Source organism: Asaia bogorensis NBRC 16594 (assembly GCF_001547995.1).
Taxonomy (GTDB): Bacteria; Pseudomonadota; Alphaproteobacteria; order Acetobacterales; family Acetobacteraceae; genus Asaia; species Asaia bogorensis.
This window is the reverse complement of the sequence record NZ_AP014690.1, coordinates 1,332,632-1,346,699: the sequence shown is the minus strand read 5'-3', so window position 1 is coordinate 1,346,699 and position 14,068 is coordinate 1,332,632. Positions and strand designations below refer to the sequence as shown.

The 14,068-nt window shown below is 60.0% G+C and carries 11 protein-coding genes; 2 read left to right on the top strand and 9 right to left on the bottom strand.

The features are described 5' to 3' along the window. Nucleotides 1-75: 75 nt before the first annotated feature. The gene (locus Asbog_RS06010; protein ID WP_062164437.1) at nucleotides 76-1,065 is read right to left on the bottom strand and encodes a dipeptidase; all 990 of its coding nucleotides are present in this window, start codon (nucleotides 1,063-1,065) and stop codon (nucleotides 76-78) included. A 78-nt stretch (nucleotides 1,066-1,143) separates the two neighbouring features. On the opposite strand from Asbog_RS06010, the gene Asbog_RS06005 reads away from it, so the two are divergent. After that, a complete protein-coding gene (locus tag Asbog_RS06005) occupies nucleotides 1,144-1,947 on the top strand; it encodes an exodeoxyribonuclease III (protein WP_062164436.1) in 804 nt (267 codons plus the stop codon). A 141-nt stretch (nucleotides 1,948-2,088) separates the two neighbouring features. On the opposite strand, the gene Asbog_RS06000 is transcribed toward Asbog_RS06005, so the two are convergent. Next, nucleotides 2,089-2,808: a response regulator transcription factor gene (locus tag Asbog_RS06000; protein WP_062164435.1), complete on the bottom strand. Its 720-nt coding sequence runs from the start codon at nucleotides 2,806-2,808 to the stop codon at nucleotides 2,089-2,091. Between the two features lie 201 nt (nucleotides 2,809-3,009). Between Asbog_RS06000 and Asbog_RS05995 the strand changes: the two genes are divergently transcribed. Next, complete coding sequence (locus Asbog_RS05995) at nucleotides 3,010-3,513, top strand: L,D-transpeptidase family protein (protein WP_083510737.1); 504 nt, start codon at nucleotides 3,010-3,012, stop codon at nucleotides 3,511-3,513. Nucleotides 3,514-3,550: 37 nt separating this feature from the next. Here the strand turns inward: Asbog_RS05995 and Asbog_RS05990 are convergent, their stop codons facing one another. The 7 genes from Asbog_RS05990 to dnaA all read right to left on the bottom strand — a co-directional run bounded on the left by Asbog_RS05990 (nucleotide 3,551) and on the right by dnaA (nucleotide 13,873). Continuing rightward, entirely contained in the window at nucleotides 3,551-5,404 is a 1,854-nt protein-coding gene (locus Asbog_RS05990) for a cation:proton antiporter (RefSeq protein WP_062164434.1), read from the bottom strand. Nucleotides 5,405-5,455: 51 nt separating this feature from the next. Continuing rightward, the gene (locus Asbog_RS05985) at nucleotides 5,456-6,748 is read right to left on the bottom strand and encodes an RsmB/NOP family class I SAM-dependent RNA methyltransferase (protein ID WP_062164433.1); all 1,293 of its coding nucleotides are present in this window, start codon (nucleotides 6,746-6,748) and stop codon (nucleotides 5,456-5,458) included. A gap of 23 nt (nucleotides 6,749-6,771) precedes the next feature. Continuing rightward, nucleotides 6,772-8,280: an IMP dehydrogenase gene (guaB, locus tag Asbog_RS05980; protein WP_051395765.1), complete on the bottom strand. Its 1,509-nt coding sequence runs from the start codon at nucleotides 8,278-8,280 to the stop codon at nucleotides 6,772-6,774. A gap of 252 nt (nucleotides 8,281-8,532) precedes the next feature. Further along, a complete protein-coding gene (locus tag Asbog_RS05975) occupies nucleotides 8,533-9,681 on the bottom strand; it encodes a hypothetical protein (RefSeq protein ID WP_062164432.1) in 1,149 nt (382 codons plus the stop codon). A gap of 423 nt (nucleotides 9,682-10,104) precedes the next feature. After that, nucleotides 10,105-11,211 carry a DNA replication/repair protein RecF gene (gene recF, locus Asbog_RS05970; protein WP_062164431.1) on the bottom strand — a complete coding sequence of 369 codons (1,107 nt, stop codon included), beginning with the start codon at nucleotides 11,209-11,211 and terminating at the stop codon, nucleotides 10,105-10,107. A gap of 20 nt (nucleotides 11,212-11,231) precedes the next feature. After that, nucleotides 11,232-12,356, bottom strand: coding sequence for a DNA polymerase III subunit beta (gene dnaN, locus Asbog_RS05965; protein ID WP_062164430.1), 1,125 nt, complete (start codon nucleotides 12,354-12,356; stop codon nucleotides 11,232-11,234). A 71-nt stretch (nucleotides 12,357-12,427) separates the two neighbouring features. Beyond that, nucleotides 12,428-13,873 (bottom strand): chromosomal replication initiator protein DnaA, encoded by a 1,446-nt coding sequence (dnaA, locus tag Asbog_RS05960; protein ID WP_083510736.1) that lies wholly within the window; start codon nucleotides 13,871-13,873, stop codon nucleotides 12,428-12,430. Nucleotides 13,874-14,068 lie beyond the last annotated feature (195 nt).

The window sequence follows — 14,068 nt, the reverse complement described above, 5'->3', positions numbered from 1 at the left end:
CCGGAACTGCCCTGAAAGTGGACAAATTTCCGGGCTGCTCCGGCTAGAACGATCCTGTTTTGTTCGAAGTTGCCTTCAGACCCGTTCGGCTTGCGCGAGAACGCGCAGGAAATTGCCGCCCCATATCTTCGCCAGTTCGGCTTCGCTGAACCCCTGTTCGACCAGCGCTTCGGTTACCGCCGGGGATTGTCCAGCATCGGCCCAGCCCTGAATGCGTCCGCCACCATCAAAATCGGAGGACACACCCACATGGTCCACGCCAATCAGGTCCGCAACATAGCGCACGTGACGCGCCAGATCGGCAACACCCGCCTTGCCGGTGGCAGCGGGAACGAGAAACGAGGACATGGCCGTGATCTGGATCACACCACCCGTATCACGCAGCCGCAGAAGCTGCTCGTCATCCAGATTGCGTGGATGGTCGCAAAGGGCGCGGGCACAGGAATGGCTCGCCACGATCGGCACAGCCGAAATTTCAGTTGCCTGCATCATGGTCGTCTTTGCCGCATGGGAGACATCCACCATGATCCCATGTGCGTTCATCGAGGCAATTGCCTCACGTCCCAGGGGGGAAAGTCCGTGATGAAGGCTCTTGTCATTCCCTAGAGCCGGCAGGGGAATGGCGGCATCCGCCAGATCGTTATGTCCGTTATGGGTGAGCGTCATATACCGCACGCCCAGTGCCGCCAAAGCACTGATCCGGGAGATGTCACCACCCAGCGCATGCCCGTTCTCCACTGCCGGCACGATGGCGACGTTGCTCGAAGAGACAGCGTCCTTGACGGCTGCTGCCGTCCGGCAAACCGCAACGCCGGGGCCCGAAAGACCGTTGATCACGCCAAGCATGGCCTGAGCCCGCTCCCAGGCAGCCTGCCGCTCCGCCGGCGCAAGCACAGTCTGCGGAATATAAGCGGCCAGACAGACAGCCTTGAGACCGCCCTCACGCAGCTTTGGCAGATCGACCTGGCGATCAGGTGACCCGGTGGCGAAATCGCCCCGGTCGGGCCACGGAATATCGATGTGAGAATCGAGCGTCAGGAGAGAGTTGTAAATCGCAGGTGTCATGCCTGTTTAAATGGTTTATTGCAGCCGCACAGCAAGAGGCTTTGCTGCACTTCCTGCCAAATTGAAGGACACTGCGCCATGCGGCTGATGACGTGGAATATCAATTCGTTGCGCCTGAGGCTGCCCCTGCTTCAGCGCCTTGGTGAGGAACAGGCGCCCGATATCATCTGCCTACAGGAGACAAAGGTCCCCGACGCCTTGTTTCCCGCAGCCCCCTTGCGTGAGCTCGGCTACGATCATCAGCATTTCCTGGGCATGAAGGGATATAACGGGGTCGCGATTCTCTCGCGCCATCCCATCAGGCCGATCGAAGCAACGCCCGACTGGTGCGGCAAGAGCGATACACGGCATATCGGCGTCGTCATCGACACCACAACCGGCCCTGTCATGCTTCATGACTTCTATGTTCCAGCGGGCGGCGACATTCCCGATCCGGCGGTCAACGACAAATTTGCCCATAAACTGGCTTTTCTCACTGAGGTGACGGCCTGGTTTCGTGAGAATCCGCCGATACGGTCCATCGTGGTTGGTGACCTGAATATCGCCCCGCTCGAACATGACGTGTGGAGCCACAAGCAGCTCTCGACCGTGGTGAGTCATACGCCACCCGAGATCGAACGGCTCAATGCCTGGGCGGCGACCGGGTTTGTCGATGCCATGAGGCTGGTCGTCCCGCCACAGGAGAAACTCTATACGTGGTGGTCCTATCGCAATCGCGATTGGAAGCTTTCAAACCGGGGGCGGCGCCTCGACCATGTATGGCTGACGCCGGATCTGCAGCCAGCACTCACGAACCTCAACGTGTTGAGAGACGTAAGAGACTGGGACAGCCCATCGGATCATGTCCCGGTGGTGTTCGATCTCGATCTGTCTGCCGCATGACCCCGGGATAACCGGTCGGGCCTCCCTCGTGACGGGGCGGCCCCTCGCATGGCACTGCGCGCGCCCCACCAGAGCGTTAAACAAAAACCCCGGCCTTTGCAGGACCGGGGTTTTGAATAGCGTGTTATGCAGACAGGACTCTCAGCCCATCAGCGCATCACTGCCTTCCGGATTGAGACGGTAACCACCGCCCTCAGTCAGCAGCAGCGATGCGTTTGCCGGATCGGGCTCTATTTTCTGACGCAGACGATAGATATGCGTCTCAAGCGTATGGGTCGTGACAGCTGCGTTATAGCCCCAGACCTCGTTGAGGAGCACCTGGCGGGCAATTGGGCGATGCCCGGCACGATACAGATATTTCAGGATCGCGGCTTCCTTCTCCGTCAGGCGAATGCGGCGGTTCTTGGCCGGTTCCTGAAGAATCTTGGAGGAAGGACGAAACAGATACGGCCCGATCGGGAAAACGGCATCCTCGCTGTTTTCAAACAGACGAAGCTGGGCACGCAGGCGCGCCAGCAACTCGGCAATACGGAACGGCTTGGCCACGTAGTCATTCGCGCCCGCATCCAGACCACGCACCACATCGGCCTCGTCGTCCGAGCCAGTCAGAATGATGATCGGCATGCGAATACCCTGACGGCGGAGCTCGGCGCAGAAATCGCGGCCATCGCCATCGGGAAGCGTCACATCGAGCAGGATCGCATCGACACGCACATCGGGAACGCCGAGTTTTTCCTTGGCATCGGCAACAGATACTGCCTGGATCGGTTCGAACTCGCCTTCGAGCTTGAGCTGTTCGACCAGGAGTTGGCGAAGCGTATCGTCATCGTCAACAATAAGGACAGGACGCGGACCAGGCATGTATAACCTTCTCTCTCCAGCTGGGGACGACACCCCTGAGCCAAGACCTGACTTCTCAAGGAAGAAAGACCCTTGTTTTGATTGTGAGCCTTACACGGATATCGTGATAACGCCAATCCGATCAGACGCCTCCCCTGGCGTGATACCGGCCTTTAGACGGCAATTACTCATAAATTAATGTTCAGACGTGAGGTTTGTGACATGACTGTCATCCTGCGACATGCAAACGGGTCTCGCGCGACCCTTTTCCTTGAAGGAGAGCCCCTCCCCGCCCTGATCGGCGCGGCTGGCACAAGACAGGACAAGAGCGAAGGCGACATGGCAACGCCAATCGGCTTCCTTACCTTCAGGCACGTCTTCTATCGGGCTGATCGCGTTGAAAGACCTGTCACCGCGTTACGCATCGAGGCACTCGCGCCGAATGATGGCTGGTGCGATGACCCAACTCACCCTGACTACAACCGGCAGATCACGCTGCCTCACCCGGCGCGACATGAGAAGCTGTGGCGCGAGGATCATTGCTACGATCTATGCGTCGTACTGGGATGGAATGACAGCCCGGCTGTTCCAGGCCGCGGCTCGGCCATCTTCCTGCACCTGCCCCCCACCAGCGGCGCAACGGAGGGCTGTATCGCCCTCGAGGAATGCCTGCTGCGCCGGACTATTGCCTCTGGTCATGCCGGCATTGAGGTCCGACCGGACTAGGGCGTGTTACGGCCCTGCTTATCACAGGGCCGTAACGTCATGCGTGTAGCGGCGTCCCCTCGACTGGCGCAGCAACGGGCTCCGCCTCGGCTGGCGGTGCAGGGGGTGTCATGAAGACCAGCATGTCACCAATGGCGGGACTGACGGGAAACTCGTCTTCCGCCGAGCGTATCGTGATCGACTGGCCCCGGCGTATCGATAGAAAATCAAGACGGTTCGACACGGCGCCAAAGCTTGCTGCGCTCGCCTCGTCGGCCACTGCCGTTGTGAACCGCCACCCCTTGTCGAAGAGCATGTCGATCAGGGTGAAGTTCCATGACGGATCACCCAGCAGCTTGCCCCGGGCATCACGTGAGAGGCCGTGATAGAAATCGAGGCGCGCCACGCCGGGGCTGATCTGGAACACGCGCTGACGTCCCATATGGGGCGCCATATGGGCACAGACCAGCCCGTTATAAATGGCATCCGCCGTGGTCGAAATCAGATAATCCGCCGGACGCTCCTCAAGGGCTTCCTCGCCGTACTGTGAAAGCAGTTCAGCCCGCAGGACCGGCACGCCCTGACGCATGGCGGAGATAAGCGTGTTGGAGCGGTTATCGACCAGAAGGATCGGAATACCGTTCTTGCTCAGGCATTTCGCCAGATCGATCGACCAGGGTGAAGCCCCAACAATGGCAAGGGCCGGTTCATTGGAGAGCGTGAGCTTAAGATAGCGGGCGATCGGCCGGAGGGAGAAGCCGTGAAAGATCATGGTTCCGCCGATAATGGCGAAAACGGCGGGCATGATCAGATCAGCACTGTGATACCCGGCATCGGTCATACGATACCCCGCGGCACCAGCCACAGCGGCGGCCACAATACCGCGCGGCGCGATCCAGGCGACAAACAGCCTCTCCTGCCATTTGAGCCCCGTCCCTATGGTGGAGAGGAAAATGGCAAGCGGCCGTACGCCGAACATGACGGCTGCGGTCAGCAGGCAGATTGGCAGGGACAGATGCGCCAGCACCTCGCGATGCAGATCGGCGGTCAGCATGATGAACAGCACAGCCACCACCAGAACCACAAGGGATTCCTTCATGCGTCGCAACTCAGACAGGCCGGGAACATGCAGATTGGTGAGCGCCATCCCAAAGACGGTCGCGCCCACAAGGCCTGCGCCCTCCATGCTCATGTTGCAGATGCTGAAAATCAGCAGCGCCAGCGTGAGCAGCAGAGGCGTCTTGAGCGGCTCTGGCATGAGGTCGCGCACAAACAGATACCGCACCAGATAAGCTGGCAGGATACCGACAGCGAGGGATTCCGCCGTCGAAGCCAGAAGATCGGGCAGAACCGTGGTGAGAAAGACATCCGTGCCGATCGGCACGCGTGTCGCCACCACCTGCAGCACGACGGCCGCCAAAATGGCGCCAATCGGGTCATTGATGATGGCTTCCCAGCGCAGAAAGGCGGCGACACGGGGTTGCAGCTTGTTATGTCGCAGCAATGGCAGCACGACTGTCGGGCCGGTGACGGTGATAATGGCACCAAACAGCGCCGCCACACCCCATTCCATATGCGCGATGTAATGCGCTGCCGACCAGCCCAGAACCCAGGAAATAGGCAGGGCCAGCATGGTCAGGCGCGTCACCCCCTCGCCTGCCTCGCGCAGCTGGCGGAAGTCGAGGAGCAAGCCGCCCTCGAACACGATGATGGCAACCAGAAGGGACACAAGCGGGCGGAAAATCCATCCGAGAGCCGCCGAGGGATGAAGTATTCCAAGCCCCGGCCCAAAAATGAGGCCAAGAGCAAAAAGGAGCACAATGGCGGGAAGGCGGAACTTCCACGCCACCCATTGCGCCCCGATCCCGGCTCCCAGTGTCAGAAGCAGCCCGACAAACATTGCTAGCGCCATGATAACCCGTTCACCCCTGCCCGGTCGTATGATGAGACGATCTGGAAAACCCTAGCCGGCCCTGCGCTGGAGCACGGCAGCAAAGAAGCCGTCCGTCTCATCGCGCAAGGGGGTCAGGGCAAAACCGGATTCACCGCGCAGCTTTTCGGGAAGCATGTCACCCCCCGCAGCGACACGCTCGAACTGGTCATTGCGCGCCAGGAACGCAGCAACCTGCGCTTCGTTTTCCTCGGCCAGCAGCGAGCAGGTTGCATAGACCAGACGCCCGCCGGGTTTGACCAGTGTCGAGGCGCGATCAAGAATATCGGCCTGCTTGGCCTGCAATTCGATGATATCCTGCTCCACGAGCCGGATACGGGCATCAGGGTTACGGCGCCAAGTCCCTGTGCCTGAACAGGGGGCATCCACCAGCACACGATCAAAGGCGCCGGCACGGCGCTTGACCCACTTATCGCCGCTGGTCAGCAGATGACGCTCGACATTATGGACGCCCGCACGACGCAGACGCTTGACCGCGCCCTCAAGCCGGGGTGCCGATACGTCACAGGCTACGATCTGGCCCTTGTTCTCCATGCCCATGGCGATGGCGAGCGTTTTGCCACCCGCGCCTGCACAGAAATCGACAACGCGCTCGCCCGGCTTCGCATCGAGCGTGCCGACGATGAGCTGACTCCCTTCATCCTGTATCTCGATGACGCCTTCACGGAAGCTCTGCGTGGCGGTCACGTTCTGGCGCCCCGGCAGGCGAAGTCCCCAGGGAGAAAGCGGTGTCGGCGACGCCTGGATCTGCTCGTTTCTGAGCGCCCGGATGGCTTCGTCGCGATGTCCCTTGAGCAGGTTCACGCGCAGATCGAGCGGGGCCGCGTTATCGAGCGCAGCCATTTCCGCCTCCAGCGTCTCGCCGAAAGCGCGCTCGAGATAGGGCTGAAGCCAGTCAGGATATTCCAGACGCACCGGCTGGGGCATATCGGGGTGATTGAGCTCCCGCCCGCCGAGGGCAGCCAAGGCGGCATCCTCACGTGATGTCAGGTGTGACTGGGCAAAGCGCTCACCGTTGAACAGATTGCGCACAGTGCCGATTTCCTCACCGCCCAGAATGAGCGACGCCGCACAGAGCGTGCGGGGTGACGGGCCACCGGGGATGTCGCGCAGATGCCAGTGCAGGCGGCGCCACTGCCGCAGCACATCCCATATGCGAGCGGAGATGACCCGACGATCACCACCACCGATGTAGCGGCGCTCGCGGAAATAGTTATTGGCCGTTGCATCGGCAGGACGGCGGGGGGCAGCCTCGATGGCGCAAAGCAGATCGATGGCAGCAGAAAGTCTGGCGGCGGGAGTCATGCTCCCGCGCTTACAAGTTTTTGTCAGTCCTGGCGATAGTTAGGTGCTTCACGCGTGATGGTCACGTCATGGACGTGGCTTTCGCGCAGGCCAGCATTGGTGATGCGCCGGAACCGCGTACGCACCTGCAGATCGGCCACGGTAGCCGAGCCGGTATAGCCCATGCCCGCCTTCAGGCCACCCACGAGCTGATGCACCACGGCCGCCATGCTGCCCTTGTAAGGCACCTGACCCTCGATCCCTTCCGGCACGAGCTTGAGCGAGTCCTTGACCTCGGCCTGGAAGTAGCGATCAGCCGACCCACGCGCCATGGCCCCCAGCGAGCCCATGCCACGATACGCCTTGTAGGAACGTCCCTGATGCAGGAACACCTCGCCTGGGCTTTCCTCACAACCGGCCAGCAGCGAACCGATCATGACCACATCCGCCCCGGCACCGATGGCCTTGACGATATCGCCCGAGGTGCGGATGCCACCATCGGCAATGGCGAAGATACCAGCTTCGTGACAGGCGGCTGACGTTTCCATGACGGCTGAGAATTGCGGCACACCTACACCAGCCACAACGCGCGTGGTGCAGATCGAGCCAGGACCGATACCGACCTTGACGCAATCGGCGCCGACATTGGCCAGGGCAAGGGCGGCCTCCGGCGTGGCAACATTGCCAGCAATGACCTGAATACCGGCATGGCGGGATTTCAGGGTGGCCACCGTGTCGAGCACGCCGCGCGAATGACCATGCGCGGTATCAACAATCACGATATCCACGCCAGCCGAGACCAGCGCCTCGGCACGGGCCAGCCCGTCGGCACCAACACCGATAGCGGCGGCGCAACGCAGGCGGCCAAACTGATCCTTGATTGCGAGGGGATGAGCCTCGGCCTTGTCCATATCCTTGACCGTGATCAGACCGATGCAGCGGTTCTGGTCATCCACCACCAGCAGCTTTTCGATGCGATGGCGGTGCAGCAGATCCTGAGCCACAGCGGCGTCAGCCCCGTGACGGACGGTCACGAGGTTTTCGCGCGTCATCATGTCGCGCACGGGCGTGTTCAGGTCACTCGTGAAACGCATGTCGCGATTGGTGAGAATACCAACCAGTTCACCACTGCCCGGCAGCACAACCGGCAGACCGCTGATGCCATGCTGGGCCATGATGGCATGCACATCGCGCAGGGTCTGCTCAGGCCCGACCGTGACAGGGTTTACAACCATGCCGGATTCGAAGCGCTTGACGCGGCGCACATGCTCCGCCTGCTCCTCCACGGACAGGTTCTTGTGGATCACGCCCATGCCGCCCTGCTGCGCCATGGCAATAGCCATCGCATCCTCGGTCACGGTATCCATGGCAGAGGACAAAAGCGGAATATTCAGTTCGATCGACCGCGTAAGGCGGGTGCGTGTGGAAGCCTGAGCAGGCAGCACGTCCGATGCGGCAGGCTCAACCAACACGTCATCGAAAGCAAGGGCTTCGCGGATGCGGTCATGTGACACGCTGCGCGAGGCAAAGTCACCAACCCGTTCGCCAGCCATTCCGGTTGGTGTTTCATTGGTCGTGGTCATGTGCCGCAGCCTCCCCGCATATCAATCAGGAAAGCCCGCGGCTTTCCCACCGTTGGCGCGTCCTCTTAGACCAAAGCAGTCCGTGTTGAAAACAGGAGAATGCGCGAGCCTTTGCAAATTTAACCTGTTTGCCATCCACGACACAGCATGCCGACAGCACGATCGACGGCGCACCAGCCTTGATTCAACGTTGATGATCCGTTGTCGTGAGCCGGGCCAGGTTCAGGCTGCTGCGATGGCACCAACCGGCGAAGCCTCGCCACGAAGAAAGTCCCGGATCGTCTGTGCGGCTCGGAAAGAGGCGCCGCGTCGGGGCTGCGAGCCGAAAGTCTCCTGAATGACGCGTTCCTGACGCGCCCTGTAAAGCACGTGACGCGATTCCGCCTGTGCCAGCGCCTGATAGATGTCCTCCGGACGCTCCACCACGTCCCCTAATGTCCAGTGACGAAAATGCGGATTGTTCCGCCACGCCACCCCATGGGGGTTGAGAAAAACACAGGGGCGCGGGGTGATCAGGAACTCGTAAACCTGGGAGCTGACATCACCGATATAGAGTGACGCCCGCGCGGTGTGGGTCATGTCGAGCATTGAGGAGGAAGCTGTATCAAGCCTCACCCTTCCTCCCACAACTTTCTCGAACTGCCGGCGGCGGCGTCCAAAGTCCTTGTGAAAAATCTTCACATGGGGCGCAACAAGCAGGTCGTATCGGTCAAGACGATTGACGGCGTCAGCGAGCGGCGTGAGATAATCCCGATAAGACGAAAGTCCCTTTTTGTAATGGGGATTGTAGAGGGCCAGTGGTCTGGCGCTGCTTTCCGAAACACGAACGATCCGGTCACCATTGACCGCATCGAATTTCGGGTACCCGATGATGCGGGTCTGCGCCGCGGTGGCGAGCTTCTTGGCGAGAAACGCCTCAGCAATTTTAGGTCCGGAGACAAGAGAGAGATCAAACTGGCGGATAAGATGCTCGTCATTGACCTCACGATCGCCCGCACCATGCTGGATCAGGATCAGAGCGGGTCGCGTGAGCCCCATTTCTCGCAGTAACCCGGCCGAGTATTCTGTCGCGACAACAGCATCGAAGGCCTCCAGCTGGGCGACGTTGGCGCGCATGACGACTTCACGTTCAGAGTCCAGACGGCGAAGACGACGCAGCAGCGTGGCTCGTGCGGGCATCCTGAGAGTGCCGCGAACAATATGACCACCCAGCTGGTTCGTCTCACGTATACGGTCGAGATGCTGCGCGGTCTCGGGGAAGCTGACGAATTCCGTCACCTCGACATTGGGAAGCTGGGACAGGGCGGAGGAAACAGCGGCTACGTGATAGCATTGGTAGGGCTCAGCCACGTAAAGGAACGCTATTTTCATCCGGGGCCTCAACTCCTGCAGCTTGGACAATACAGGCCCGTCATACGCGAGAATTTCATAACAATGAGTAACAATGTAATTCTCGAATTGTCCAGATTGTGGCGCTTAAAGGCGAACTGAGGCAGGACGCTCAGGATCGAATGTGAATTCTCCGGATAAATCGCACGATACGCTGCATTATATGAAAGTTATAGGAGATTTAATTTAATAATATTAAGTATCATGTGCTATTTTACTTAATAAACTCACATTGTGTTTTATAATTATAGCAAAAAGCGGCATCTGGATTATGTCACGAAGCGACGCAACAATGACATCCGCTTTTATTGTTACAATTGCCGGATTGCGCATTTGTCGGAGAGGACAATCATGAAACGAAGTCTCACTCACCTGTTACAATTCAGTGACAAAATAACCGACCCATCAGGCGGAGAACCGACCGGCGGTCACGCTACGATAGTCCACCCCGCCCCCCAGCGCCGCAAATTGCTCGCGATCCGTCCCGGTCAGGAACACTTCAAAGGCCTGATCGCTTAGATAACCCAGCAAGCCCTCTCGCCTCCGGGAATCAAGATGAACAAGAGGTTCATCAAGCAGGATAAACGGGGCTCGGCCTGTCCGAGATGCTGTCAAACCGGCATGGTTGAGAATGACATGAACCAGCATGGCCTTTTGCTGACCGCTGCTGGACAGGGCAGCCGATCGACCACTGGCGGCATCCTGAAGGCCAAAATCGGTCCTGTGCGCGCCGACACTTGTCGTGCTGCGCTGCGCATCCTCGCTGCGCGCTGCAGCCAGTTTCCCCCGCAGGCCATCCTCAACCAGAAGCGCCGGCCTGCGATGCAGTTCGGCCGCAATCTCGCACTCCAGCGCCACCCGTGCGACGGGAAACCCCGTACCATCTGTAAGCGCGGTCGCGTTCATCGCATCGACAAGAGCCATGCGCGATGCGGTCAGCGCCACCGCATGGCGCGCGATGCTGTCCTCGAGGGCATCGAGCCAGCTCTTCTGATCCGGACGAGTCGCGAGAAGCCGGTTGCGTTGGGTTACGGCACGCTCATGCGCTGCGCTCTCGCGCGCATGATTGGGATCGAGGGCCAGTACAAGGCGGTCGAAGAACCGTCGCCGCCCGGAAGCCGGGTCGCTGAACAGGCGGTCCATCTGTGGGGTCAACCATGTGACTGCGCAGTAGGGCGCAATCTGCCCCTGATTGCGGATCACCTCGTTATTGAGGCGGAAAACACGTCTGACCGGATTAGCCGGGTCGGTACCGGTGGCGAGGTCCATGCCCTCACCCGCCACATCATTCAGGCGGGCCACAACGCCCCATGGGCCGCCATCCTGACGCTGGATCTGGGCGTTGGAAGCTGCCCTCAATCCACGCCCTGGGGCAAGAAGCGAGAGCGCCTCGAGCAGATTGGTCTTGCCCGCCCCGTTCTCACCCGTGAGCACAACGAGGCGGCTTTGCGGCGTCCAGACCAGACGCTCGTAATTACGAAAATTCGTGAGAACGAGCCTGTTGATACGCAAGAAGGCGGCCCGCTCCCTGATCAGACGCGCATGGGCATCAGCACGTAAAGCGCTGTCGGCAGGTTGGTGTCGCGCACGAGGGTCGGTGCCGCACTATCGGCAAAGGCAAACTCGGCCTCGACATCAATCTGGTCCGTGATGTCATTGAGATAACGCGCCTGAAAGCCGATCTCCAGCGTTGGGCCATCATAGGACACACTTGTCTCGTCCAGCTCTTCCTTGGCCATGCCCTGATCCGGACTGATGGCGGAAAGGGTGAGCAGGTTGGTCTGCACCGCAAGCTTGACCGGGCGCGAGCGCTCCTGACTGATCGCCGCGACACGAGCCACAGCGTCTGCAAAGGCCTGCTTGTTCACCTTCAGGAAACGGTCATTGTTTTTCGGAATGACACGCTCGTATTCCGGGAACGTTCCGTCAATCAGCTTCGAGGTCAGCATCACAGCGCCGACACGGAACTGGATGCGGGTATCGGACAGGCTGGCCTGCACCGTGCCAGCGCCCTCATCGAGAAGCTTGCGAAGTTCGGCCACGGTCTTGCGCGGAATAATGACGCCCGGCATATCGGCTGCCCCGGCAGGCAGATCGGTCTCGACGCGGGCCAGACGATGGCCATCCGTTGCGACGGCACGCAGCTTGCTCGTCTCGCCATCCTTCGCGACATGGAAATAGATGCCGTTGAGATAGTAGCGCGTTTCTTCGGTCGAGATAGCGAAGCGGGTACGATCAACCAGCCCGCGCAGCACCGCGGCCGGGATGGAGAATTCGCAGGGCAGATCACCGGCAACCATTGAGGGAAAATCCTCAACGGGGAGCACATTCAGGCTGGTAGCATAACGTCCGGCGCGCAGCGCCAGCGGGGTATCACCGCCACCGTGATCAAGTTCGACCACCGAGCCGTCCGGCAGCTTGCGCACGATCTCGTAAAGGACACTGGCCGGGGCGGTCACTGCACCGTCACGGGCGCCTTCGGCAGCCACTTCCTCGACAACCGCAATTTCCATGTCGGTAGCGGTCAGACGCAGAAGATTGCCCTCGATGGAGAGCATGACATTAGCCAGGATGGGGATCGTGTTGCGCTTTTCCGCAACGCTCTGGATATGGGCAAGGGCACGGATCAGCGTTGTGCGGTCAGCCTGGAATTTCATATGATCGTAGACCCTCGAACACCCGAAAAACAAAAAAAACAGTCTAGCAGAGCCGCTTGCTGCGGCAAAGATCAGCCCTCGAGCATACGACGCAGCAATTCCACGTCTTCTGCAAAGGCAACATCACGCTCCATCAGTTCCTGCACGCGTGAGACAGCATGCATGACCGTAGTATGGTCACGGTTGCCGAATTTACGGCCGATTTCCGGCAGGGAGCGGCTGGTAAGCTGCTTGGCAAGGAACATGGCAACCTGACGCGGCCTTGCCACGGCGCGTGCGCGACGGGCCGACGACATATCGGTCAGGCGGATATTCCAGTGCTCCGACACCTTGCGCTGGATCTCCTCAATGGTCACACGACGGTCATGCGCCTTGAGAATGTCATGGAGCACGTCCTGCGTGCTTTCCAGCGTGACAGGGCGGCCAAAAAGATTGGCGTGGGCGATCAGGCGATTGAGGGCCCCCTCAAGCTCACGCACATTCGAGGTGATCTTGTGGGCCAGGAATTCGAGCACCTTGGCAGGGACGGCAACGCCCGAGGCAAGCGCTTTCGCTTCCAGAATGGAGATACGCAGCTCGAACGTCGTCGCGTGGATATCGGCCACCATACCGCAACCCAGGCGGGTACGCAGGCGATCCTCCAGACCCGAAAGGTCGGAGGGCGACTTATCGGCGCTGACCACAATCTGACGTCCCGCATCGACCAGGGCATTGAACGTATGGAAGAACTCTTCCTGCGTATTGTCCTTGCCGATCAGGAACTGCAAATCGTCGATCATGAGCACATCGACCGAGCGCAGCTGCTCCTTGAATTCCATCGTCGATTGCGAGCGAATGGCCGCAATGAAGCGGTACATGAATTTCTCGGCCGACATATAGGCGACTGAGACACGCCCACCGCTCGTCAGCTCCGAACCAATGGCGTGCATCAGGTGCGTCTTGCCCAGACCGACACCGCCATAGAGAAAAAGCGGGTTGAAACCGGGGCTGGACGGCTTTTCAGCCACACGGCGGGCACAGGCATAGGCAAACTCGTTGGGCTTGCCCACAACGAAGCTGTCGAAGGTAAAGCGCGGATCGAGCGGCGCTGCCAGATCGTGTCGCGCGTCCTGCACAGCGACAGCCGGAGGCGCAGGGGCCTCGATCTCGACCACTGAAGCCGCAGCCTCGACGGCAACCGGCGTTGCAAGCCCATCGCCAACGCGCTGGACCTGAAGCTCAACGTGGTGAACGGCGCGGTTTTCGTTGCGCCATAGCTCCTGGAGGCGGTCGCCATACTGGCCACGCACCCAGTCACGCAGAAAGCGCGTTGGCAGAAAGAGGGTTATTTCATCCTCTTCCAGCGGGCCAAGCACAATCTGCTGCAGCCAGGTGCGGTACTCAACGTCACCGACCTCGACACGCAGTCTTTCGCGTACCTTGACCCATTGGGAAGCAAGGACAGGATCGGTTCCACTGGTGCAGGAAACCGTTTCCGTCACTGCAGGAAGATCCGTATGAGACCCTTCGTCTGCCATCACTCCCCCGAGTTGTAACAAAAGACACGACAGGAGCCATCACGTGCAATGAGGCATGACCTTCCTGATCCCCGGCTAAAGGGCGGACAGGATAGGGCAAACAGCGCGCGACAGGCAAGCTTAACCGGATGTCATAAAGCGGGACGACCGGCGAAAAAAAAGAACGGATATGGTCGCGTGACCACACCCGTTCTT

Bases quoted from the DNA above. Each gene is read 5' to 3' on its own strand.
- guaB (WP_051395765.1), bottom strand. From the start codon at position 8,280: ATGGCTGGCGAACGGGTTGGTGACTTTGCCTCGCGCAGCGTGTCACAT.
- Asbog_RS06000 (WP_062164435.1), bottom strand. From the start codon at position 2,808: ATGCCTGGTCCGCGTCCTGTCCTTATTGTTGACGATGACGATACGCTT.
- Asbog_RS05985 (WP_062164433.1), bottom strand. From the start codon at position 6,748: ATGACTCCCGCCGCCAGACTTTCTGCTGCCATCGATCTGCTTTGCGCC.
- dnaN (WP_062164430.1), bottom strand. From the start codon at position 12,356: ATGAAATTCCAGGCTGACCGCACAACGCTGATCCGTGCCCTTGCCCAT.
- Asbog_RS05995 (WP_083510737.1), top strand. From the start codon at position 3,010: ATGACTGTCATCCTGCGACATGCAAACGGGTCTCGCGCGACCCTTTTC.
- Asbog_RS06010 (WP_062164437.1), bottom strand. From the start codon at position 1,065: ATGACACCTGCGATTTACAACTCTCTCCTGACGCTCGATTCTCACATC.
- Asbog_RS05990 (WP_062164434.1), bottom strand. From the start codon at position 5,404: ATGGCGCTAGCAATGTTTGTCGGGCTGCTTCTGACACTGGGAGCCGGG.
- dnaA (WP_083510736.1), bottom strand. From the start codon at position 13,873: ATGGCAGACGAAGGGTCTCATACGGATCTTCCTGCAGTGACGGAAACG.
- Asbog_RS05975 (WP_062164432.1), bottom strand. From the start codon at position 9,681: ATGAAAATAGCGTTCCTTTACGTGGCTGAGCCCTACCAATGCTATCAC.
- Asbog_RS06005 (WP_062164436.1), top strand. From the start codon at position 1,144: ATGCGGCTGATGACGTGGAATATCAATTCGTTGCGCCTGAGGCTGCCC.